Source organism: Streptomyces chrestomyceticus JCM 4735, assembly GCF_003865135.1.
GTDB lineage: Bacteria > Actinomycetota > Actinomycetes > Streptomycetales > Streptomycetaceae > Streptomyces > Streptomyces chrestomyceticus.
This window is the reverse complement of record NZ_BHZC01000001.1, coordinates 8,709,016-8,731,053: the sequence shown is the minus strand read 5'-3', so window position 1 is coordinate 8,731,053 and position 22,038 is coordinate 8,709,016. Positions and strand designations below refer to the sequence as shown.

Genomic DNA, 22,038 nt, shown 5'->3' with positions numbered 1-22,038 from the left:
GGGGGACGGAGCCTGTCCGGCCCGTGCGCCCTCACTCCCCCGAGCGGGCCGTCGTCCGTGCGTAGTGCTCGGCGATCTCGTCGCTGGTCGTCAGCCACACGCCGGGGTGATTCGCGATGTGCTCCAGCGCCTGGTCCAGGTACTTGTGCCGGAACGGCTGGTTGATCACGAACGGGTGCAGGACCAGGGACATCACCCGGCCGCTCGTCGCGGAGTCGGCGTAGAGCTGGTCGAGCTGGTCCTCGACGATCCGGACGAAGTCCGGCCCGCTGAGGCTCTTGCCGACGAACAGGCTGATGTCGTTGACCTCGATGGAGTACGGCACGCTCAGCATGCCCGGGACGTTCAGCCGGTACGGCTGGTCGTCGTTGGCCCAGTCGAGCACGTAGTCCAGGCCGAGTCCGGCGAGCAGCTCCGGCGTACGGAAGGTCTCGGTGAGCGCCGGGCCGAGCCAGCCGCGGGGACGCCGGCCGGTGGCCGCCTCGATGGTGCCGACGACCTCCGTCAGGTAGGCGCGCTCGTCCTCGACGCTCATGTCCGCCTGGAAGGTGGAGTTGTCCCGGCCGTGCGCGACCCACGCCCAGCCGCGCGCGCGGCCCGCCTCGATGATCTGCGGGTAATGGCGGGTGACGTCGGAGTTGAGCATCACGCTGGCGCGCAGGCCGTGCCGGTCGAGGCTCTCGATGAGCCGCCAGATGCCCACCCGGGGACCGTAGTCGCGCCAGCCGTAGTTCAGCGGGTCGGGCGCCAGACCCGCGGTGCCCGGGAAGATGCTGGTCGAGGGACGGTCGACCTGGTAGTGCTCGACGTTCAGCCCCACGTAGAAGGCGACGCGGGCGCCGCCCGGCCAGCGGATCGGCTCCCGGTCGACGATCGGGCTGTAGTCGAAGAGTGCGTTGTCCATCGTCCCCCGCCTCGGGCCGGTCCGGTGTCCGCGCGGGGCGCCCGTACGGGGCACCCGCGCTCGATGTTCACGCTATCGCGAACATGATCGGATCACGTCGTGACTCCCGTCACACCCGCGCCTCCGGCGGCAGTTCCAGCCGGCCGGCGAGCCGCCCTCCCCCGCGCTCATGACGCGTAGCAGGAAGTCCCCGCGCCCACCGCCGCGGTGGCGGTGGCGATCAGGCCGTCGAGCCGTTCCCGGGCCTGCACCAAGTCGTCGATCTGCCGGTCGATGCGGTCCCGCTCACCGGAGAACCACGTGAGCAGTTCCGGGGTGGCGACGCTGCTCTCGCACGCCAGCAGCGTTCGGATCGACTTGCTGGGCAGCCCGGCGGCGTAGAGCTGCCGGATCAGCCGGACGCGGTCCACCGCGGCGTCCTGGTAGAGCCGCTGGCCACTGGGACTGCGTTCCGAGGAGAGCAGTTGCTGCTCCTCGTAGTAGCGCAGAGCGCGCACGCTCACGCCCGTCCTCGTGGCGAGTTCACCGATCCGCATCGCGCCCCCTGGGATGTCCCGCCCCATGTGCTCCGCCTCACAGGGCTTGCCTCTGACGTCAACGTCAGCTTTTAGCGTAGCGAACGCACCACCGACCCCTTCCCGTACGCCTTAAGGACACCCCTGTGACCAGCCTCTTCGACAGTTTTTCGCTCAGCGGCCTGCGGCTGCCCAACCGCCTGGTGATGGCCCCGATGACCCGGTCCCGCGCCTTCGCCGACGGCATACCGAACGCCTCGGCGGCGGCCTACTACGCACAGCGGGCCACCGCCGGACTGATCGTCAGCGAGGGCGTGCAGCCGAGCGCGCAGAGCCAGTCGAACCCCCGCACACCCGGCCTGCACAACGACGCGCAGGTCGCCGCCTGGCGGCCGGTGACCCACGCGGTGCACGCCAACGGCGGCCGGATCTTCGCCCAGCTCATGCACGCCGGCCGGGTCGGCCACCCGGCGGTCGCCGGCCACCACCCCGTGGCGCCGTCCGCGGTGGCCCTGCGGGGCACGGTGTTCGGCCCCGAGGGGCGGCTGCCCGCCCCCGTCCCCCGCGCCCTGTCCACCGGCGAAGTGCCGGGTGAGGTACGGGCCTTCGCCGACGCGGCGCGGCGGGCGGTCGACGCCGGGTTCGACGGCGTCGAGCTGCACGGGGCGAACGGCTACCTCATCCAGCAGTTCCTCTCCTCGAACGCGAACCTGCGCACCGATGCCTACGGCGGCTCCGTCACCGGTCGCATCCGTTTCGCCGTCGAGGCCGCGGAGGCCGCCGCCGACGCCATCGGCGCCGACCGCGTCGGCATCCGCCTCTCACCCGGCGGCACCATCTGGGACATCACCGAGGACGACGTGCCCCGACTGTACGGCGCCCTGTTCGACGCGCTCTCCCCGCTCGGTCTCGCCTATGTCCACGTCATGGCCACCGCGGAGGAAGACCTGCTCGTCTCCCTGCGCAAGGCATGGCCGAACGCCTTCATCCTCAACCCCGGGGGCCAGATCGCACCGCGACCGGGCAACCGGGAACTCGGCGAGCACTGGCTCGGCCTCGGGGCGGACCTCATCAGCTACGGACGCTCCTACCTCACCAACCCTGACTTGGTCGAACGTTTCCGGGCCGGGCTGCCACTGCGCGACACCGATCCGGAGACATGGCAGAAGGGCGGCGACACCGGATACCTCGACTTCACGAGCCACCAGTACTGATCCGGGGCCGGAGCAACCGGCCCACGCGGCCCCGGGCTTCGGACCCGGGGCCGCTGATCAGTACGACACCCGACAGTCACCCCACCCTTCCAAGGGGGCGCGCGTCAGCACCACCGCGCCCCTTTTAGCAACCATCAGATGTTTACGCCTCGCGAACGCAAAGGCGCCCCCTTTCACGCCGTACCGGCGGCACACTTCCACCTGTTTCGCTTATTGCCGCACACGGCCCCCTTGTTCACCAACGGCCGTTCGCCTCACTCCTGTTCACCTCCGGAGGAAATGTGCCCGTACCGGACCGCGTCCCCGACCGTGTCCCCGGTTCCGCAGCCGAAGAGAGCGCCCCCGACCCGTCCGATCCGTCCGGCCCGTCCCCGGACAGCGTGCTCACCAGTCTCAGCACCCGGGCCGCGCGCCAACTGGCGACCACCACCAAGACACCGCCCCAGATGCAGGCCATCACGTCCCGATGGCTGCTGAAGATGCTGCCGTGGGTGGACGTCAAGGGTGGCACCTACCGGGTCAACCGGCGCCTGCAGCTCCGTACCGGCCGTGGCCGCGTCCAGTTCGAGCACAACGGCGCGGACGACATCAAGGTGATCCCGCGGACCCTCACCGAGCTGCCGGTCCTGCGCGGCTACTGCGACACCGAGGTGCTCAAGGACCTCGCCGGACGCTTCCGGGTCCGGGAGGTCCGGCCCGGTCAGGTCCTCTTCGAGGCGGGGCAGCCCGCCACCGAGGCGTACCTCGTCGTCCACGGCCGGTTCCTCCGCTACGCGCCCGGCAAGTACGGCGAGGAGGAGGTCGTCGGCGTCGTCACGGACGGCGACCAGATCGGGGACGAGGCGATCGGCCGCCCCGACCCACGGTGGCTGACGTCGGTACGGGCCGAGACCGCAGGCGTCCTGCTGGCGCTGCCCTGGGACACGGTCCGGGAGGTCACCGACCGCGCGCCCTCCCTGGCCGCGCACCTGGCCGCGTACGCGGAGCGGCAGCGGAGGCCGATGAACCGCCGGGGCGAGGCGGACGTACCGGTGCAGGCCGGACACGTCGGAGAACCGTCACTGCCCGGCGGCTACGTCGACTACGACCTCACCCCTCGGGAGTACGAACTCTCGCTGACCCAGAGCGTGCTGCGCGTGCACTCCCGGGTCGCCGATCTCTACAACGAGCCGATGGACCAGACGCAGCAGCAACTCCGGCTCACGGTCGAGGAGATCCGCGAACGCCAGGAGTGGGAGCTGGTGAACAACCGGGAGTTCGGGCTGCTGCACAACACCGACTACGGGCAGCGCATCAGTACCCGCACCGGCCCGCCCACCCCCGACGACATGGACGAGCTGCTGTCCATGCGCCGTAAGACCCGGCTCTTCCTGGCCCATCCGAAGGCGATCGCCGCCTTCTTCCGGCAGTGCAACAAGCGCGGCCTGGTGCCGGGCTCGGCGGACGTCAACGGGCACCAGGTCCCGGCCTGGCGCGGCGTCCCGATCTTCCCGTGCGGCAAGATCCCCGTCGGCGAGACGCACACCAGCAGCATCATCGCGCTGCGGACCGGCGAGGACGACCAGGGCGTCGTCGGCCTGTACCGGACGGGTCTCCCCGAGGAGCACCAGCCCGGCCTGAACGTCCGCTTCATGGGCATCGACCAGTCCGCCGTCATCAACTACCTCGTCACCGCCTACTACTCGCTGGCCATCCTCGTGCCGGACGCGGCCGGTGTCCTGGAGAACGTCCAGCTCGGCCGGACCGCCGACTGACCAGTGGAGTACGGACCATGAGCACATCCAGTACCACCGCCACCAACGCCGCGTTCAGGATGCCCGGCCCGCCGAGCCTCGCCCCGGCCCGGCCGACCCGGCGCGGCGGCGCCGTCCCCGGGCTGCGGTACCGGCCGGCCGCCCCGGCCGACCCGGAGAAGGCCGCGGAGATCGACCGCAGACTGGAGGAGTGGGCCCGCGCGCTGGACCTGTTCCCCGCGCAGTGGACCGGCGACTTCACCGGCTTCCAGTTCGGCCGGGCCGTCGTCCTGCAGCACCCCGCCGCGGCCGACCTCGAACGCCTCACCGCCGCGGGCAAGCTGCTGCTGGCTGAGAACATCGTCGACACCTGCTACTGCGAGGAGGACGAGGGCAAGGGCGGCGCGCGCCGCGGCCTGGGCGGCCGGCTGATCATCGCCCAGTCGGCCCTGGACCCGTTCCACGGCACTCCGGAGACGGAGCAGGAGTGGCGCCAGGGCGTGCAGGCCGACGGGCCCCTGCGCTCGTACTACTGGGCCCTGAAGGACTACGCGGCCCTGGCGACCCCCAGCCAGGCCGGCCGGTTCGTCCACGACATGGCCCGGCTGCACCTCGGCTATCTCGCCGAGGCGTCCTGGGCGGAGGCACGGCACATGCCGCGTGTCTGGGAGTACCTGGTCATGCGGCAGTTCAACAACTTCCGCCCCTGCCTGTCGATCGTCGACGCCGTGGACGGCTACGAGCTGCCCGAGGCCGTGTACGCCCGCCCGGAGATCCAGCGGATCACCGCCCTGGCCTGCAACGCCACCACCATCGTCAACGACCTGTACTCCTTCACCAAGGAGCTGGCGAGCGACCCGGACCATCTGAACCTGCCCCAGGTGGTGGCCGCCAACGACCGGCGCGGCCTGAAGGCCGCCTACCTGAAGAGCGTCGACATCCACAACCAGATCATGGAGGCGTACGAGACGGAGGCGGCCGAGCTGGCCGAAACCTCCCCGCTCGTGGAGCGCTACACCCGGAGCCTGTCCGACTGGGTGGCCGGCAACCACGAATGGCACGCCACCAACAGCGACCGCTACCACCTGCCCAACTACTGGTAGACCGATCCAGCGCACCACGGCAAGGAGTCACCGTTGACCACTGCGCACGTCCCCACCGCACGCCCGCTCATGCCGACCCACTCCACGTACCAGGCCCGCGTCGCGGACTACTGGAACACCGAGGAGAACCCGGTCAACCTGGAGCTCGGCAAGATCGACGACCTGTACCACCACCACTACGGCATCGGCGAGGCCGACCGGTCCGTACTGGACGAGCCGGACCCCGTCCGGCGCCGCGAACGCCTCACCGGTGAACTGCACCGCCTCGAACACGCCCAGGCCGAACTGCTCGCCTCCCACCTCGGTGCGCTGACGCCCGGCGACCGCGTCTTCGACGCCGGGTGCGGGCGCGGCGGCGGCAGCGTGGTCGCGCACCTGCGCCACGGCTGCCACACCGACGGGGCCACCATCTCCGCCAAGCAGGCCGACTTCGCCAACGAGCAGGCCCGCAAGCGCGGTATCGCCGACAAGGTGCGCTACCACCACCGCAACATGCTCGACACCGGCTTCGCGACCGGCGCGTACGCGGCGTCCTGGAACAACGAGTCGACCATGTACGTCGAGCTCGACCTGCTGTTCGCCGAACACGCGCGGCTGCTGCGGCGCGGCGGTCGCTATGTGACGATCACCGGCTGTTACAACGACGCCTACGGGCGCGCCTCCCGCGAGGTGTCCCTCATCAACGCCCACTACATCTGCGACATCCACCCACGGTCGGCGTACTTCCGCGCGATGGCCCGCCACCGGCTGGTCCCCGTACACGTCCAGGACCTCACCGAGGCCACCCTGCCGTACTGGGAACTGCGCAGCCAGGCCGACCACCTGGTCACGGGCATTGAGGAAACCTTTCTGACCGCGTACCGCAACGGCAGCTTCCAATACCTGCTGATCGCCGCCGACCGGATCTGAGGAACACTCCGGAACCCCGCCGGGCCGGCCACGGGCCGCCCGGCGGGGCCGCCGCGTTTTCCGGGGCTCTCTTCAGCACCTTCCACGGCGACTTGAGCGGCGGCAGCACCAGCCCAGCGCTGGCTGCGCAGCTCATCCAGCGGATCGAGTTGTCTGGTGTCGTGCGCGAGTGGCAGCGGCTCGCAGTACGGCCCATGCATTCATCCACTGCGAGGGCTACGACCATGACCGCTGGTGGTATGCCTCGGCGAAGGTCGCGGAACTGCCCGAAGGCTACCGCAAGTTCATCGCGTAGCCGCCAGCGCGCGAAGGTGCAACCTTTCGCGGGGCGTCAGGCCACAGCACGCGTCATGGGCGAACGGCTACCAGCAGATCGACAACATAGGTCTCATCCACCACTTCCTGAGGGAAATCCGCACGCAGTCGTTCGCGCTCCTCGGTGAGGAAGGCACGGTTTGCGCTCTGGTCGAGGATGAGGAAGGCGGAGTGGCTGCTGATGTTGGCGAGGTGGGTGTCGAGGGAGACGGTGCGCTGCCAGCGGATGTGCCGGCGCGTGACCTGTAGGCCGGTCAGACCGGCGAGCCGGACGGCTTCATGGTCATCGGGACGCGCCGCAGAGCGCGGGGGCACCCCGCAGTGCTGCGCGATGCGCTGGTGCTGGGCGTGGATCCACGGCACGTCGAAGGCTGTGGTGTTCCACCAGACGGCGAGCACACCGCCCGGTCGCAGGACCCGCAGTGCCTCTGGGACCGAGCGGCTGGTGTCGGTCCACTGCCAGGACTGCGCGTAGGTGATGAGGTCGTGCGAGGAACCCGCGAGGGGCAGACGGTTGCCGTCACCGCGGACGATCGGTACGTCCGGCAGACCCCGGCGGAACTCGGCAGCCATCGCCTCCCCGGGTTCCACGCCGATCACCTCGGCGCCCCGCTCGCGCAGGAGCGCGGTCGCAAGGCCCGTGCCCGCACCGACATCGGCGGCGCGCACCTCGGCCCAAGGACGCTGCAGGAACTCCTCGACCGCGTCGAAGAGCGCCGGAGGATACGAAGGACGGCTCGCCCCGTACTGGGCGGCAGCGGAATTGAACGCATGAGCACGTGAGCTGACAGCCATCTGCTCATTATCGCCCCCGGACCCCGGTTCCGGTGATCGTTTTTGGCCGTGGACGTCAATGACGGACCTACGACGAGCGCGCGGTGCACCAGATGCTGGACGTACGGGAACTGCGCGAAGCAGGGCTGCCGGGGGGGAGGACATCCGCCAGGTAGCACCCTGTCTTCAGACTTCGGTGCTGATACAGGCTGAGCGGTTTTGGTGTGAAACTGGCGACCTCGCATATTCGGGAGTCGCGTATACCTAAGCCGCTGAGCGTTCACGGTCACCATGAGTGACCGCCAAGTGCGCGATGCTTTGGTGACGATGCGGGGTTTGCTGGAACGACAGCGAAGGTTTCCAAGGGCGCTTGGAGCTCCCGCCTGATATCAGGTCAGCCAGCCTGTAGATCGTTTCAGTCTCCGTTGCGGAATCGAGGGCGCGAAGGAATTCGTTACCTCCATTTCGCGATACTTGCCACATCTCCAAACCGGCAGCGCGAGCTTCGCTGGCGCCGAAGAGCGCCACTTGGTTGTAGCTCTTCCTGAGCTCGGTTCGCAGTTCGCACCACCGAGATTCTGTATCAGCTCGCCTGGAGGCATCGTCAGATCCGAGCCGGCCATCGAAGGTCCCACGTATGCCTTCAGGCGCTGATGACTCCGCTGAGTGTGACTTGTGACTGCAACGGTGATCCGTTGCGTCTCGGTCTCCATCGCTCCTTGCATTGCTGTTCCGATGAACCATGCCTGCGACAACGGGACCGCAAGCGAGCCACAGCCGGCAAGAGTGCTGCGTTCTTGAGTGGATGGGATGGTGTCGACCTGGCGGCTTGCCGCGGTGCGTCCCCGCTGGGTGAGAAAGCGCAGTTGGCGGAGCCGGAGTTCCAGCGCTTCCGGGGGCATGGGCTGTCCGGGGCCCGGCGGCCCAGGTAGTCCAGCATCATCCCGACGAAGGGGGCCGGACGGGCGACGTAGGGGCACCGAGCGCAGGAGCGGGCCGATATACGCCAGAATCCTGCCGCGAGGGTCAGCCTCCAACACCTTAGGCCCGGGCAGGTGATCCGACAGCGCTGCCGTGAGAACGGGGGCTGGTTCCGGTTCTTGCGAGCCCTCGCCGAATTTCAGAGGGACACCCGCGCCGTGCTGTTCTGCCAGCGGCAGAACAGCGGCCGGAATGGGCTCGACGATCACTACAGTCCAGTCTCATGACGAAGATTACGACGCGGACGGTCGAATACCCGGCCGACGGTTTGACGATGATCGGGCACCTCGCCCTCCCGGCCGGTGTCGACCGCCGGCCCGCAGTGCTGCTCGGACCAGAGGGCATGGGGCTCAGCGACGTCGAGCGCCGCCGGGCCGATGCTCTCGCCGAGCTGGGATACGTAGCGCTGGCCTTCGACCTCCACGGCGGGCGCTATTTGGATGACCCCGAGGAGATGCTGGCCCGTTGCATGCCACTGCTCGCTGATCCCGACCGGATGCGGGGCATCGGCCATGCGGCGCTCGACGTGTTACGCACCGAACCGCGGACCGACCCCGACCGGATCGCCGCCGTCGGCTACGGCACTGGGGGCGCCGTCGGGCTCGAACTCGGTCGCGATGGTGTCGATCTGCGCGCGATCGGCACAGTCAACGCACTGACCACGGGCCGACCGGGCGAGGCGGCGCACATTCGCTGCCCGGTGTGGGCCGGGGTCGGGTCGGAAGACCCGATCATGCCGCCCGCGCAACGGAACGCGTTCACCGCCGAGATGCAGGCCGCGGGCGTCGACTGGCGCCTCACGGTTTACGGCGGCGCCTTGCACGCCTTCCACCACCCGCCGGTCGACCATCCTGCGGTCCCCGGCGTCGGCTACCACGCACGGCACGCGCAGCGAGCCTGGCGCGATGTCGTCGCCCTGCTCGCCGAGTGCCTGCCAGTGATGGAGGAGCTAGGGGCGTGCCCCAGGTAAGCATGCTGGCGTCGGGCCTGGTCGGCGTCAGGCACTGACAGCCCCCTCCCCTCAAGCCCACACAGCAGAAGCGCATTCGGGCGGATGCTCGATCGCGAAGACGCGTCCGCAAGGGCCTCTACGGTGATCACCGCGACCTGCGGCGGCAATGGAGGGGTGAGACGGACGTAATGATCGAACCAGTGACCGAGTCCGGTAACGGGGCGCGCTTCGGCTCCCGCGCGCCCGGACGGTGCCATTATCCGCCCCGCCGTCGTCGTACATCGCGACTGTCGAGCCGTACCTCACCGGCGCCGACATCGCGAAATCCTTCGCGCAGCCCTGCCGAACTCGCTGACGACCAGGGGGTGGATGCTCACCGGCGAACCGGCGCCGACCGGCCCCGCACGCCGCGGCGCGAAGCCGCCCACCTTCCCCGTCACCGCGATCGACAACTGGGCGCAGCCGGAAAGGTACGGGCCGAACTGGCGGCGGCGCGAGCGGACGAGATGGACACCGACACCGTCAACCGCGAACTGTCCGTCGCCGACCAGGCGATCGGCCGGGAGCAGTGCCAGGGCTGGATCACCGGGGATCCGACGGTCGGCATCGAGCGGCGGCCGGCGCCGCCGGACCGCACCAAGGCCCTCGCGGAAAACCAGATCGCCGCCTTGTGGCGCCTCGACATCGCGCTACGGGAGAAGACGCAGTGCTGGCCACCCCCCTCGCCTCACCCGACGACTTCGAGAGCCTGGACGGCTGAACACTCCATCGGCTCCGCCACAGCGCCCTGACCCACGACGCGGAGGACGGCACTTCCAACCCGATACCGCTGGCCCGCTCCCGCCACGCCTCCGTCCGCTCCGTGGAGCGGTACGCCCGCCCCGAGCATGAGAACCGCGTCAGCCCCCTCGGAGCCCCGGCGGACGTTCGCGGTAAGACTGCTCTACCCCCAGGGACTGACGTCCCAGCCGCGCGGGGCGAGTCCGCGCGTGACGTGTTCGCCGATGGCCTTCCGCCGCTGTTGGCTCGCCACGCCTGGATCGTGGCGCACTCGCCCGAGCAGTGCGCGGGCCGCGGATGCACCTCGGCCAAACGCGCTGCACCTGCCACTCGTCCAGGAGCGGGTGCGTTGGTGCTCACCGGCATCCAACTGCTGCGCCTTACGGGCCGTCTGCGCTGAACTGATCGGCGCGCGTTATCCCATGGAGGTACTTGCACGGACACGGAGCCGTCGCCTCACATCACGGCCAGCGGAACCTCAGCCGGCCAGCAACCTGGCAGCCCCTCCGTACAGCCGTCACCCTGGCATTTCGGGACGCTGCATGGCACGTGCTGGGCCGTCGCCGAAGCCGAGACCGACCACGGGCAGGGCCCAGGACGAAGGCGCCGACGCACGACACAGGCCGAGCACTGGTCACCGAGACGCCCCCCCCGCACGCTTTCAGGGCGTCGCCGGACGAGCGCTGCGCCCTGTCAACCACTCGGCCGACAGGGCGCAGACATGGTTACCTCCACGCCACACATGAAAGCCATCTTGGCAAGATCGTCCCCATAATCAAGAATGGCTCATTCGGTCGCGCCAAGAAAACCAATTTAGAGAAATCAGAACCCCTGACACATTAACCACCATCAACGGGTTAATGCGAAGGCATATCAGACACCACTAGCTCTTGGTGCAGTCCTTGTCCTCCTCGGTCCCGTCACTCTGAACTGCCCACCCGTTCGTGGCCGACGACCACTTCCAGTACACCGCGTGCAGCCGCTCCCCCTGCTGCGTGTTCGTCAGAAGCGAGCTTCCGTTACGCGCGTACTTCCAGCCGACCCCCTCGACCGTGCTGACGATGTTCTTCTTCCAGTCGTTCTTGTCCGCCTGGCCGTTGTACAGGCCATACCAGTCCTGGTATCCCCTGCGCTGGCCGTCGTAGCCGATTTCTACCTTCCGGTCAGTGCAGGTGAGCGCACGGACGACGGGGTCGGCTCCGCCCCCGGGTCCGCCGTCGCCGTCCTCTGCCACCGCGGTGACAGCAGTGCCCGCGAGAAGAGCGCCCGCGAACGCGAACATCAGAACCTTTCGCACATTTCCTCCTGTGGCCTATCGATGATGCATTGGACGAGCAGGTTCAATTAAGAAACTACTCTCCAGGAGGTAATGCGAAAATCCCTCGCACGAGCGGTTTGAGGAATACCAATCATATGAGAGCACTATCACTTGAGAGCGGCAGAGCGGCCGACTACAGCGCATACCGCTGCTCACCCGCCACGCGGCACTTGATCGCATCGGACGCCTTCTCGGGCCCCTGCGCCGTGGCCTCTGCGTGTTGCCCCGAGGCTAAGTTTTTCTCTGGCGCCGCACTCCCAAGCGTCAGCGACGCCTCGTACTGCAGCACCGTGCAACCGTACGAACCGGACACACACTCTTGAGGGAGGAGTGGCACCTGCCAGGGGGTACCGTTCCCCTGGCGCACTTCTCCACCTGGGAGGCCGCCGTGACATCGCCACTGAACACCGGGAAGCGGCCCGACTACCCGCCGAAAACGCCTCCGCCACCGAAGCGCCCGGTCGAACCCCCGCGGCCCAACCAACCCAAGCACGTCCCGGCGCCCGCGAACCGGCACCGGGTCAGCATGGCCAACCGGCGCGGCGCGAACTGGCCGCTGGAATCCCAGCCGTGGGCACCCGCCGGGGCCCGCAAACGCGTCGTGAAGCAGTTGCAGAAGTGGGGGTACCGGCCCGACGGCGAGGCCGTGGGCGCCATGGTCGTCCTCATGGTGGAGGCCGCGGTCGGTGACGGCGGCCGGCGCGTCAGCCTCCATCTCGCCGACCAGGATCAGCAGGCCCTCGTCCTGGTGCTCAGCCACCAGCCCGGCCCCGCACCCGACGACACCGTCCTGCCCCGCCTCGCCGCACTCGGCGCCACCAGTTGCGGCACCGACAGCGCGCCCGACGGACGCCGTCTGTGGGCCCTGCTGGACCTGTAGACACGACGCGGCTCCCGCCGTGACGGGGGCCTCATCACGCCGCCGCCCGCATCGCGGGATAGCGGCGGTCATGAATGGCGTAACGGGGCGGCAGGGTCGTGGACAGATCGCATTTCCCCAGGTCAAACGGCCTTTTGACCTCGCGGGCGGCCGACCCGGCCGCCCGCCGAAGCCCCCGCCGCCGGCCGGCCACGAGGTGCGCTTTCCGTCGGTGCCCAACGCCATCGACTACCTGCGGTCGGTCTCGAAGAACCTCCGCCGCGCCCCGCCGAGCCCGCGAAAGCTGGAGTACGTGGTGCTGAACCTGCACGCCGACACCGAGGTCCTGCTCAAGGCTCTCCTCGCCCGGGTGCACTGGACCCAGGTCTTCCGAGACCTCGGCACCGCCAGCCACCGCCGCTATGGGTCCGGCGGCTTCGAGAGCTGCACCCTCACCCATACTCTTGAGCGCCTGAAGAAGATCGCCGACGTCACCGTCGGCGCCCGGGCGGCCAAGAGTCTGAGCATCCTCGCCGCCTGGACAACGCACTTCTGCACCACGGCCTGCACTCGATCTCGACCCGGGAGATCGAAACCCGCGTGGGCCAGGTTCTCGATTTCCTCATCGACTTCATCCTGGCCGAGCTTTTGCCCGCCATTCCCGAGCGCGAGGTGGACCTCGCAAACTGCCGGCTGCGGCTGACCTCGTACACGGCCCTGCAGGTGCCCGTCTGCCCCGCGACCCGCCTCGCCCGTCTGCAGGGCGAACTGGCCCTTGTCACGGACCGCACCCTCGCCTGCCCCATCTGTAGCGAGTGGGCCCTGGTCACCGGCGGCGGCAAGGGCGGGTCTGCCGTTTCTGCCACGCCCGGTGGTCCCGCCCGACGACCGCCCTCGTCTCCTGGAGGAAGGCCAACTGGGGCGATGCCGATCAGCGCCCCCAGATCACCTGTCCGCAGTGCGGCACCGACGATGCGCTGCTGGAGGTCTGGGTGCTGCTGGCCGATGCGCCGAGCTTGTCCCGGTCGCTGTTCGGGAGCTGCGTCATCGCGGAAAGAACGGACCCGCACGAGGCCCCCGGGCAGCGACTTGGCCGAAGCCCCGGCGCTGCAAGCAGACGGGCAGGTGTTGGGTGGGGCCCCGCCGCTCCCGCCAGACGCTGAGAGAGCGACCGGAACTCCGATCGTCGCGCCTGGCTCAGACCGTCGAGGACCGCTCCTCGGGGAGGAACCCCAGCTCCATCCGCTCGCGCGGCGGACGCCTCGCACGCGGCGCCCGCCGGAGCTACGCTGCAGACCCGCATCGGCACGGACGGTGACGCGGCTCCGCTTCCGTGCGGCGAGCAGCCGGTCCGACTCACATGCGTCTCGTATGCGTGAGCCGAGGGGTCGGTGGCCGTGCGCTGACCTGGCCCGTAGGTGCCCCGCCTGGGCGTCATGGGTACCAGGGACGGCAGGTAAGCTCTCGTTACGTGACTGCCAAGCCCCGCATTCCGAATGTCCTGGCCGGCCGCTACGCCTCCGCGGAGCTCGCCGTCCTGTGGTCCCCCGAGTACAAGGTCAAGCTGGAGCGCAAGCTGTGGCTGGCGGTGCTCCGCGCGCAGAAGGACCTCGGGGTGGAGGTGCCGGAGCAGGCGCTCGCCGACTACGAGCGGGTGCTGGACGACGTCGACCTGGCCTCGATCGCCGAGCGGGAGAAGGTCACCCGGCACGACGTGAAGGCCCGTATCGAGGAGTTCAACGCCCTCGCCGGGCACGAGCAGGTCCACAAGGGCATGACCTCCCGCGACCTGACCGAGAACGTCGAGCAGTTGCAGATCCGGCTGTCGCTGGAGCTGATGCGCGACCGTACGGTCGCCGTCCTGGCACGGCTGGGGCGACTCGCCGGTGAGCATGCCGAGCTGGTCATGGCGGGGCGTTCGCACAACGTCGCGGCGCAGGCCACCACGCTGGGCAAGCGCTTCGCGACCGCCGCCGACGAGCTGCTGGTGGCCTACGGGCGGCTGACCGACCTGCTGACCCGCTACCCGCTGCGCGGCATCAAGGGCCCGGTCGGCACCGCGCAGGACATGCTGGACCTGCTGGGCGGCGACGCCGCGAAGCTGGCCGAGCTGGAGCAGCGGATCGCCGGGCACCTCGGCTTCGGCCAGGCGTTCACCTCCGTCGGGCAGGTCTACCCGCGCTCGCTGGACTACGACGTGGTCACCGCGCTGGTGCAGCTCGCCGCGGCGCCGTCCTCGATCGCCAAGACGATCCGGCTGATGGCCGGCCACGAGCTGGTGACCGAGGGCTTCAAGCCCGGTCAGGTGGGCTCGTCCGCGATGCCGCACAAGATGAACACCCGCTCCTGCGAGCGCGTCAACGGCCTGATGGTCATCCTGCGCGGTTACGCCTCGATGGCCGCCGAGCTGTCCGGCGACCAGTGGAACGAGGGCGACGTGTCCTGCTCGGTGGTGCGCCGGGTCGCGCTGCCGGACTCCTTCTTCGCCCTGGACGGTCTGCTGGAGACGTTCCTGACCGTGCTGGACGAGTTCGGCGCCTTCCCCGCCGTCGTCGCGCGCGAGCTGGACCGCTATCTGCCCTTCCTCGCCACGACCAAGGTGCTCATGGGTGCCGTACGGGCCGGGGTGGGCCGTGAGGTGGCGCACGAGGCGATCAAGGAGAACGCGGTCGCCGCGGCGCTCGCCATGCGCGAACAGGGTGCGGAGCGCAACGAACTGCTCGACAAGCTGGCGGCGGACGACCGGATTCCGCTGGACCGTGCGCAGTTGGACGCGCTGATGGCGGACAAGCTGTCCTTCACCGGCGCCGCCGCCGACCAGGTGGCCGCCGTCGTGTCGCGGATCGAGGAGATCACCAAGCAGTACCCCGAGGCCGCGGCGTACGCGCCGGGCTCGATCCTGTGAGGCTCTGCTGAGATGGGATTCACTCCCGAGGAACTGCAGGCCGCGCGCGGCCGCCTCGTCCCCGACGTGGCGGCGCCCGGCCTGCGGGTGCTTTTCTGCGGTATCAATCCCGGGTTGCTGTCGGCCGCGACCGGTCATCACTTCGCCCGGCCCGGCAACCGCTTCTGGCCCACCCTGCACGCGTCCGGCTTCACCCCGCGGGTCCTCAAGCCCGCCGAGGAGCAGGAGCTGCTCGACTACGGCCTGGGCATCACCAATGTCGTGAAGCGGGCCAGCGCCCGGGCCGACGAGCTGACCACGGAGGAGTTCCGCGAGGGCGGGCAGGAGCTGGCCGAGAAGGTGCGGCGGCTGCGGCCGGAGTGGCTCGCGGTGGCCGGGGTGACGGCCTATCGGGTGGCTTTCGACGACAAGCACGCCAAGGTCGGGCCGCAGGAGCGGACGATCGGCGACACCCGCGTCTGGGTGCTGCCCAACCCCAGTGGGCTCAACGCGCACTATCCGCCGGCCGCGCTGGCGGAGGAGTATGCCCGGCTGCGTGTGGCGGCTTTCGCCGACGAAGCCGAGGAAGGTGACGCGCGGGACGTGTGAGGCGCGCGTTACGGGTAAGGCGTGCGTTATGTGTAGGGCGCACGGGATAGTGGGGCCGTGCCGAGCGTTTAGCCCGTTCGGGAACGTTGCGCCGGGTGGATACGGCCAGTGAGCCGACAGTCCGCCCGGCGTTCCGTTAGCCCCATTCGTGCCGCTCCTATGCTGGTTATGCCGATTTCGACCTTTACGTTGATACTCGGAGTTACCGATGTGCCGCTCAGCCCCTAGCGACAGGACGAGATGACTACCGGTCAGCCTCAGCCGCCGCGCGTCCGGCGGAACAAGCGGTCGGACGGAGGAAGAAACTCCGACACCGACCGGCTGCTGCGCACCCTGCTGCGCCGACGCAAACACCAGCTCAGTGTCGAGGAAGTCACCGTCACCCCCGGACCGCAGGTACGCCGCGCGGTCACGGCGGCCGCCCTCGGCAACATGATGGAGTGGTTCGACTTCGGGGTCTACGCCTATCTGGCGGCCACGATGGGCAAGGTCTTCTTCCCGTCCAGCTCCCCCGGCGCCCAGCTCGTCTCCACTTTCGCCACCTTCGCCGCCGCCTTCCTCGTGCGGCCGCTCGGCGGTCTGGTCTTCGGACCGCTGGGCGACCGCATCGGACGGCAGCGGGTGCTGGCCGCCACCATGATCATGATGGCGATCAGCACCTTCGCGGTCGGCTTCCTGCCCGGCTACGACTCCATCGGCTTCGCGGCGCCGCTGCTGCTGCTCCTGTGCCGACTGGTGCAGGGCTTCTCGACCGGTGGTGAGTACGCCGGTGCCACGACCTACATCGCCGAATACGCCCCGGACAAGCGCCGCGGCTTCCTCGGTAGCTGGCTCGACTTCGGCACCTTCGTCGGCTACGCCCTCGGCTCGGGCCTGGTCACCGTGCTCACCGCCGTACTGGGCACGGACGGATTGGAGAGCTGGGGCTGGCGCATTCCCTTCATGGTGGCCGGGCCGCTCGGTCTGATCGGCCTCTACATGCGCATGAAGCTGGAGGAGACCCCGGCCTTCAAGCAGGAGGCGGAAGCCGCGCGGCAGCAGGCCGAGAACGCGAGCTCCGGCGACACGCCCGTCGAGGAGGCCCGGCAGTCCGGCAAGGGCCGGCTGAAGGAGATCTTCGCCGGGCACTGGGAAGCCGTGCTGATCTGCATGGGACTGGTACTGCTGTACAACGTCACCAACTACATGGTGACGTCCTACCTCCCGACCTTCATGACCGAGACGCTCGGCGAGGACGCCACGACCGCCCAGCTCATGGTCCTGGGCACCATGGTCGTCGTCGCCCTGACGATCACGACCGTGGGCCGTACCTCGGACCGGTGGGGCCGCCGGCCGGTGTTCATGGCGTCCAGCATCGCGCTCGTCGCGCTGGCCTATCCGGCGTTCCTGCTGATCCGCGAAGGCGGCATCCTGATGCCGGCCTTCGGGTGCCTCATCCTGGGTCTGCTGCTGGTGTGCTTCGCGGGCACCTCCGCCTCGACGCTGCCGGCGCTCTTCCCCACCCATCTGCGTTACGGGGCGCTGTCCATCGCGTTCAACATCTCCGTCTCGCTCTTCGGCGGTACCACCCCGCTGGTCGCCTCCGCGCTGGTGGAGTCCACGGGCAGTCACATGATTCCCGCGTACTACCTGATGATCGCGGGTGTCATCGGCTTCATCGCCGCCTTCTTCCTGCACGAGACGGCGGGCAAGCCGCTGCGGGGCTCCGGCCCGATGGTCGAGACCCCGGAACAGGCCCGCGAGCTGGTGGCGCACAGCCGGACCGAGGCGGGACGCCAGGCCCGGGACATCTGGATCCGGCTGCGGCACCCCTGGGCGCACCACCGCGACAAGCAGCACGACCAGGACAAGTAGGCCGAGCCGGGCGGACAGCCCGCAGAACGAGGCAGGGACGGCCGCGCCGGTACGGTCCGCGCGCGGCCCCCGCATCCCACGGGCCCCGAACGGGTGGCGGTGGCGGTGCAACTGGTCCACACCGGGCCGGCGGCACCGCCGCCGCCACCCGTTTCCCGTGGTCAGCGCACCGCATCCGCCCGGCCCACCGCCGCCAGCAGTTGGAAGACCGGCATCTCCGGCCCGCCCTCCCCCAGGCCGACCGCGATCCAGCGCCCTTCGGCACGCCAGGCGTGCACCCGCGGGACCTGGCCGCACAGGACGTCGAGCGGCGGCCGGACCGGCATCCCCATGGCCACCCGCTCCAGATGGCCCGCGAGGTCGAGCAGCTCGGGCTCGCCCCAGCGTAAACAGAGAGCCGATATGAGTCCCTCCAGCTCGGCGCGGTACTCCTGCGCGGTCTCCTCGACGTCCGCCGGGTCGGCGTCCCAGAGCTGCTCGTCGCCGCGCAACTGGGCGACGTGGAATCCCGGGCCGCTCTGGACCATGGCGGAGCGGACCGGCTCGTCGGGGAAGTCGCGGCGGAGGAGGAGGTCGATGGCGGTGAGATGCTGTGCGGTGGTGGTCGTGTGCGTCATGCCGTCAGTAAACAGCCAGGGTCTGACAATTGGCTCCGCGTCAGGCTCCGGGGGATCTCGGCGGCTCCCGCCGAGTTCCGAAAATCGGCGGAACGCGCACCGGCCCACGGCCACCGTGCAGCCGCCCGTACAGCCCGCCGGGAAGCCCCGGCGCGGTGCCCGGGACTCGCCGCACACCGGCTGACCGGCTACGATCCGCCACACACGCAATGCGAGGGAGACGGACGTTGGGGCGGCTAACCGGCGGGGACCCCTCCCTGCTGCGACGGATCAACTCCGCGGTGGTACTGCACGCGCTGCGCGCCGCAGACTCCCCGACGCTCACCCACCTCGTGGAAGTGACCGGCCTGTCCCGGCCCACCGTCGAGGGCGTGGTCGAGGGCCTCATCGAGGCCGGCCTGGTGGCCGAGGCGCCCGCCGACGAAGGCACCGCCCGCCGCCAGGGCCGCCCGGCTCGCCGCTTCCGCTTCCGTACGGAGGCCGGGCATCTGCTCGGCATCGAGATCGGCCCGCACCGGGTGGCCGCCCTGCTGTCGGACCTCGGCGGGCGGGTGCTCGGCTCCGCGCAGCGGGCGGTCGAGGAGTCGGCGTCCGCCGACGACCGGCTGGAGAAGGTACGGGCCGCGGTGGCCGAGCTGCTGCGGCGGGCGGGCGTGGCCCGCAGTTCGCTGCGGGCGGTCGGGGTGGGCAGTCCCGGCATCGTGGAGGCGGACGGCACCGTACGGCTGGGCACGGCGCTCCCGGGCTGGACCGGCCTGCCGCTGGGCGACCGGCTGCGCCGCTCCTTCCGGTGCCCCGTCCTGGTGGAGAACGACGCGAACGCCGCCGCCGTGGCCGAGCACTGGAAGGGCGCGGCCGCCGCTTCGGACGACATCGTGTTCGTCCTCGCCGGGCTGAGCCCGGGGGCGGGCGCGCTGATCGGCGGGCGGCTGCACCGGGGCTTCGGCGGCGCCGCCGGGGAGATCGGCGCACTGCACCTACTGGGGCGCGAGGCCACCCCGGAGAAGCTGCTGTCCACGACCGGGCAGCCGCTGCACCCGTTGGACGAGGCACAGGTGGCGCGGGTGTTCGCCCTCGCGCGTGACGGGGACGCGCGGGCCCGGGACGCGATGGACCGTTTCCTCCAGCGGCTGGTGCACGACGTCGCGGCGCTGGTGCTGGCCCTCGACCCGGAACTGGTGATCGTCGGTGGCTGGGCCGCCGGCCTGGACGACGTACTGGAACCCCTCCGCGCCGAACTGGCCCGCTACTGCCTGCGGCCGCCCCGGGTGGCCCTGTCCGTACTCGGCGAAGCGGCGGTGGCCACGGGCGCGCTGCGGCTCGCGCTGGACCATGTGGAGGGTGAACTGTTCGCGGTGGACGGAGCGGTCACGGCGCGGGGGTGAGGGGCGCAGGTGAGGCGGGGCCCAGGTGAATAGGGTGCGCCGGGTGCGCCGTAATGGTCGTCGCCCTGGCGGCCCCGCGGTATGGGCCGCCGCCGTAGCGCTGGGCCTCTGATGGGGAGCGGACAATCCGTGATCCTGGGGGGCGCCGCTCGTACTGATCTGCGGGGGCACGCTCGCCCTGCCCCCGCCCCATCTGCCGAGCTGTCCGCTTCCTCGACGCGCAAGGGACGGACACCGCCTTGCCCACCGCACGCGGCAAGACGCCCTCATAGGCCAGCGGCGACGCACCCGCTGGAACGATCCTGCGACCCGTGCTTCGCGGTCCTCGCACCGTTCACCACGGGTGTCGTCTCGGCCACCCCGCCGACCGGGGTCGCGACCGCGGTGCTCGGGTTCGGCCGGCCGTAGCTCGTCGCGCGCCTGGCCAGGGTGGCTGGCTCCGCCGTGGCCGTCGTGAGCGCTCCGTACACCTGGCGTTCCGTAGGTCCGGTGACTCTCCGCCTCCTGGGCCCTTCGCGGGCGATGGTGCCAGCGAACCGGATAGACGAGCTGCCTGCCCGGCGCGCGGACACGACGGTCGCGCAGGCTGCCGAGATCCGACGGAACGAACGGCACCTGCACGGCGGGGCCAAGGCCCGGCTGGTACCACTCGGGCTGTCCCTGGCGACCGCGGATAGGCCGGCGGCGACCGCCCCGACCAGGCCAAGGCGCCCGCCGGCCCTGTCCCCAAACCGGCGTCTCGCGAGCCTGACCGAACGTGAGCTCTCCGTGCCCGGCCTCATAGTCGAGGCACTGTCCAACCAGACCATCGGGCAGCGACTCTTCCTCAGTGAGAGCTCCATCAGCAAGCGCGCCGCCTCCAGGCCCGGCGAACTGGGCATCACCGATGACGACAGCAACAACCGCCGCGCCCACGCTGTCCTCAACCCGCCCCGGCGTGACGCGGAGGCGTTGTCAGACCCCCGGCTAGTGTGCTGACAGTTACCTCGGAGACCGGCCACGCAGGCGTCACAGGGCCGGTCACGGGGCCGAGCCGGGGAGAGCGCGATGAGTGAGGGACAGGAGTCGGCCACGTATCCGTCGTCCGCCGGATATGCGCGGGTCAACGGGCTGGAGCTGTACTACGAGGCCCACGGCACGGGGCAGCCGCTGGTCCTGCTGCACGGCGGGCTGCTCACCATCGACCTCACCTTCGGCGGCATACTGCCCGCGCTCGCCGCGACGCGGCAGGTCGTCGCCGTCGAGCTGCAAGGGCACGGGCACACCGGTGACATCGACCGGGACCCGACGCTCGCGTATCTGGCCGACGACGTGGTGGGGCTGCTGGACCACCTCGGGATCGACCGGGCGGATTTTTTCGGATTCAGCCTCGGCGGACTGACCGCCCTTCAGCTTGCGGTCACCTGTCCCGCTCGGGTGAACCGGCTGGTGCTCGCCTCCACCCACTACCGGCCCGACGGCTACCACCCGGACATTCTCGACCCGCGGGCCCAGTTGGGCTCCCGGCGGATGCCCACCGAGAGCGACTTCCAGGAGATGTACGAGGCGTACGCGAAGGTCGCCCCCGACCCCGGACGCTTCGAGGCGTTCGCCGAGAAGCTGCAACCGACGGTGCATGCCTTCGAGGGCTGGCCCGCCCGGGACCTGGCCGGCCTGGAAGCGTCCGTCCTGCTGCTGGTGGGGGACACCGACTTCGTCCGGCTGGAACACGCCGTCGAGATGCATGAGCTGATCCCCGGCTCACAGCTCGGGGTGCTCCCGGGGACGACCCACAGCAATCTGCCGCGGCGCGCCGACCTCGTCGTGCCGATGGTGCGGGCCTTCCTGGCACCGTCGGCCGACGCGTCGCCGACCGGTACGGCGGAGGGGAGCCGGTGACCGATGAGCCCCCGCGCCGCCCCCGCTTCCCGCACTCCCCCGCTCAGCCGCGTCCGGTGTCGATCACGCAGAAGCGGTTGCCCTCGGGGTCCGCCAGGACGACGAAGTCGGCGTCGTCCGGGTAGCGGTCCCAGTCGACCCGCCGGGCACCCAGGGACACCAGGCGCTCGACCTCGGCGGCCTGGTCGGCGGCGTCGCCGGCGTACAGGTCCAGGTGGACCCGTGGATGCTCCTGGACGGGCGTCTCGCTCCGGCCGATCGACACCTGGACCCCGGCCCCCTGCGCGGGCTTCAGGACCACCCAGTCGTCTTCCGTCTCCTCGCGTGGCTCGTACCCCAGGGCGTCCGCCCAGAAGGCGGCCGCACGCCGCACGTCCGAAGCACCCAGCACGACCGATCCGATCTTCAGCATGGGGCGATTGTCGCGCAGCGGCGCTCCGGTGGCGGCAGGGAT

20 protein-coding genes are annotated in these 22,038 nt (G+C 70.1%); 14 read left to right on the top strand and 6 right to left on the bottom strand.

All coding sequences use genetic code 11. The features are described 5' to 3' along the window. Positions 1 to 31 precede the first annotated feature (31 nt). Together EJG53_RS37725 and EJG53_RS37720 are read right to left on the bottom strand one after the other, a co-directional pair. Positions 32 to 904 (bottom strand): polysaccharide deacetylase family protein, encoded by an 873-nt coding sequence (locus tag EJG53_RS37725; RefSeq protein ID WP_125048645.1) that lies wholly within the window; start codon positions 902 to 904, stop codon positions 32 to 34. 167 nt (positions 905 to 1,071) lie between these two features. Then, positions 1,072 to 1,440, bottom strand: a complete 369-nt coding sequence (locus EJG53_RS37720; RefSeq protein WP_125049848.1) for a MerR family transcriptional regulator — start codon at positions 1,438 to 1,440, stop codon at positions 1,072 to 1,074. Between the two features lie 125 nt (positions 1,441 to 1,565). On the opposite strand from EJG53_RS37720, the gene EJG53_RS37715 reads away from it, so the two are divergent. The 4 genes from EJG53_RS37715 (at position 1,566) to EJG53_RS37700 (ending at position 6,378) form a co-directional block, all read left to right on the top strand. After that, entirely contained in the window at positions 1,566 to 2,633 is a 1,068-nt protein-coding gene (locus EJG53_RS37715; RefSeq protein ID WP_125048644.1) for an alkene reductase, read from the top strand. A gap of 281 nt (positions 2,634 to 2,914) precedes the next feature. Then, positions 2,915 to 4,387 carry a family 2B encapsulin nanocompartment shell protein gene (locus EJG53_RS37710; RefSeq protein WP_125048643.1) on the top strand — a complete coding sequence of 491 codons (1,473 nt, stop codon included), beginning with the start codon at positions 2,915 to 2,917 and terminating at the stop codon, positions 4,385 to 4,387. 17 nt (positions 4,388 to 4,404) lie between these two features. After that, complete coding sequence (locus tag EJG53_RS37705) at positions 4,405 to 5,469, top strand: family 2 encapsulin nanocompartment cargo protein terpene cyclase (protein ID WP_125048642.1); 1,065 nt, start codon at positions 4,405 to 4,407, stop codon at positions 5,467 to 5,469. 33 nt (positions 5,470 to 5,502) lie between these two features. Further along, positions 5,503 to 6,378 (top strand): geranyl diphosphate 2-C-methyltransferase, encoded by an 876-nt coding sequence (locus tag EJG53_RS37700; protein ID WP_371858773.1) that lies wholly within the window; start codon positions 5,503 to 5,505, stop codon positions 6,376 to 6,378. Positions 6,379 to 6,726: 348 nt separating this feature from the next. Here EJG53_RS37700 and EJG53_RS37695 read toward each other — a convergent pair whose 3' ends face one another. Continuing rightward, complete coding sequence (locus EJG53_RS37695; protein WP_125048641.1) at positions 6,727 to 7,488, bottom strand: class I SAM-dependent methyltransferase; 762 nt, start codon at positions 7,486 to 7,488, stop codon at positions 6,727 to 6,729. Between the two features lie 1,183 nt (positions 7,489 to 8,671). Here EJG53_RS37695 and EJG53_RS37690 point away from each other — a divergent pair. Together EJG53_RS37690 and EJG53_RS43065 are read left to right on the top strand one after the other, a co-directional pair. Further along, positions 8,672 to 9,418 carry a dienelactone hydrolase family protein gene (locus tag EJG53_RS37690; protein ID WP_125048640.1) on the top strand — a complete coding sequence of 249 codons (747 nt, stop codon included), beginning with the start codon at positions 8,672 to 8,674 and terminating at the stop codon, positions 9,416 to 9,418. Positions 9,419 to 9,906: 488 nt separating this feature from the next. Then, complete coding sequence (locus tag EJG53_RS43065) at positions 9,907 to 10,191, top strand: hypothetical protein (RefSeq protein WP_244955506.1); 285 nt, start codon at positions 9,907 to 9,909, stop codon at positions 10,189 to 10,191. 872 nt (positions 10,192 to 11,063) lie between these two features. On the opposite strand, the gene EJG53_RS37680 is transcribed toward EJG53_RS43065, so the two are convergent. After that, positions 11,064 to 11,477: a hypothetical protein gene (locus tag EJG53_RS37680; protein ID WP_125048639.1), complete on the bottom strand. Its 414-nt coding sequence runs from the start codon at positions 11,475 to 11,477 to the stop codon at positions 11,064 to 11,066. A gap of 547 nt (positions 11,478 to 12,024) precedes the next feature. On the opposite strand from EJG53_RS37680, the gene EJG53_RS37675 reads away from it, so the two are divergent. The 5 genes from EJG53_RS37675 (at position 12,025) to proP (ending at position 17,704) form a co-directional block, all read left to right on the top strand. Continuing rightward, on the top strand, positions 12,025 to 12,378 hold the full coding sequence (locus EJG53_RS37675; protein ID WP_244955505.1) for a hypothetical protein: 354 nt from the start codon (positions 12,025 to 12,027) through the stop codon (positions 12,376 to 12,378). Between the two features lie 70 nt (positions 12,379 to 12,448). Continuing rightward, on the top strand, positions 12,449 to 13,060 hold the full coding sequence (locus EJG53_RS37670; protein ID WP_125048637.1) for a hypothetical protein: 612 nt from the start codon (positions 12,449 to 12,451) through the stop codon (positions 13,058 to 13,060). Between the two features lie 768 nt (positions 13,061 to 13,828). Further along, positions 13,829 to 15,262 carry an adenylosuccinate lyase gene (gene purB / locus EJG53_RS37665; RefSeq protein WP_125048636.1) on the top strand — a complete coding sequence of 478 codons (1,434 nt, stop codon included), beginning with the start codon at positions 13,829 to 13,831 and terminating at the stop codon, positions 15,260 to 15,262. A gap of 12 nt (positions 15,263 to 15,274) precedes the next feature. Beyond that, positions 15,275 to 15,850 (top strand): G/U mismatch-specific DNA glycosylase, encoded by a 576-nt coding sequence (gene mug / locus EJG53_RS37660; protein ID WP_125048635.1) that lies wholly within the window; start codon positions 15,275 to 15,277, stop codon positions 15,848 to 15,850. Between the two features lie 321 nt (positions 15,851 to 16,171). After that, the gene (proP, locus tag EJG53_RS37655; protein WP_218041989.1) at positions 16,172 to 17,704 is read left to right on the top strand and encodes a glycine betaine/L-proline transporter ProP; all 1,533 of its coding nucleotides are present in this window, start codon (positions 16,172 to 16,174) and stop codon (positions 17,702 to 17,704) included. A gap of 161 nt (positions 17,705 to 17,865) precedes the next feature. Here the strand turns inward: proP and EJG53_RS37650 are convergent, their stop codons facing one another. Beyond that, positions 17,866 to 18,321 (bottom strand): hypothetical protein, encoded by a 456-nt coding sequence (locus EJG53_RS37650; protein ID WP_125048633.1) that lies wholly within the window; start codon positions 18,319 to 18,321, stop codon positions 17,866 to 17,868. A 227-nt stretch (positions 18,322 to 18,548) separates the two neighbouring features. Here EJG53_RS37650 and EJG53_RS37645 point away from each other — a divergent pair, with 227 nt between their 5' ends. The 3 genes from EJG53_RS37645 (at position 18,549) to EJG53_RS37635 (ending at position 21,584) form a co-directional block, all read left to right on the top strand. Then, entirely contained in the window at positions 18,549 to 19,706 is a 1,158-nt protein-coding gene (locus tag EJG53_RS37645; protein WP_125048632.1) for an ROK family transcriptional regulator, read from the top strand. A gap of 522 nt (positions 19,707 to 20,228) precedes the next feature. Next, entirely contained in the window at positions 20,229 to 20,684 is a 456-nt protein-coding gene (locus EJG53_RS44055) for a LuxR C-terminal-related transcriptional regulator (protein WP_371858772.1), read from the top strand. A gap of 69 nt (positions 20,685 to 20,753) precedes the next feature. Then, entirely contained in the window at positions 20,754 to 21,584 is an 831-nt protein-coding gene (locus EJG53_RS37635) for an alpha/beta fold hydrolase (protein WP_125048631.1), read from the top strand. Between the two features lie 43 nt (positions 21,585 to 21,627). Here EJG53_RS37635 and EJG53_RS37630 read toward each other — a convergent pair whose 3' ends face one another. Beyond that, entirely contained in the window at positions 21,628 to 21,996 is a 369-nt protein-coding gene (locus EJG53_RS37630; RefSeq protein WP_125048630.1) for a VOC family protein, read from the bottom strand. Positions 21,997 to 22,038: the final 42 nt, after the last annotated feature.

Coding starts and splice junctions, on each gene's coding strand:
- EJG53_RS37725 (WP_125048645.1), bottom strand. CDS start 904: ATGGACAACGCACTCTTCGACTACAGCCCGATCGTCGACCGGGAGCCG.
- EJG53_RS37720 (WP_125049848.1), bottom strand. CDS start 1,440: ATGCGGATCGGTGAACTCGCCACGAGGACGGGCGTGAGCGTGCGCGCT.
- EJG53_RS37705 (WP_125048642.1), top strand. CDS start 4,405: ATGAGCACATCCAGTACCACCGCCACCAACGCCGCGTTCAGGATGCCC.
- EJG53_RS37695 (WP_125048641.1), bottom strand. CDS start 7,488: ATGGCTGTCAGCTCACGTGCTCATGCGTTCAATTCCGCTGCCGCCCAG.
- EJG53_RS37690 (WP_125048640.1), top strand. CDS start 8,672: ATGACGAAGATTACGACGCGGACGGTCGAATACCCGGCCGACGGTTTG.
- EJG53_RS43065 (WP_244955506.1), top strand. CDS start 9,907: ATGGACACCGACACCGTCAACCGCGAACTGTCCGTCGCCGACCAGGCG.
- EJG53_RS37675 (WP_244955505.1), top strand. CDS start 12,025: ATGGCCAACCGGCGCGGCGCGAACTGGCCGCTGGAATCCCAGCCGTGG.
- EJG53_RS37670 (WP_125048637.1), top strand. CDS start 12,449: ATGAATGGCGTAACGGGGCGGCAGGGTCGTGGACAGATCGCATTTCCC.
- mug (WP_125048635.1), top strand. CDS start 15,275: ATGGGATTCACTCCCGAGGAACTGCAGGCCGCGCGCGGCCGCCTCGTC.
- EJG53_RS37650 (WP_125048633.1), bottom strand. CDS start 18,321: ATGACGCACACGACCACCACCGCACAGCATCTCACCGCCATCGACCTC.
- EJG53_RS44055 (WP_371858772.1), top strand. CDS start 20,229: ATGGTGCCAGCGAACCGGATAGACGAGCTGCCTGCCCGGCGCGCGGAC.
- EJG53_RS37635 (WP_125048631.1), top strand. CDS start 20,754: ATGAGTGAGGGACAGGAGTCGGCCACGTATCCGTCGTCCGCCGGATAT.
- EJG53_RS37630 (WP_125048630.1), bottom strand. CDS start 21,996: ATGCTGAAGATCGGATCGGTCGTGCTGGGTGCTTCGGACGTGCGGCGT.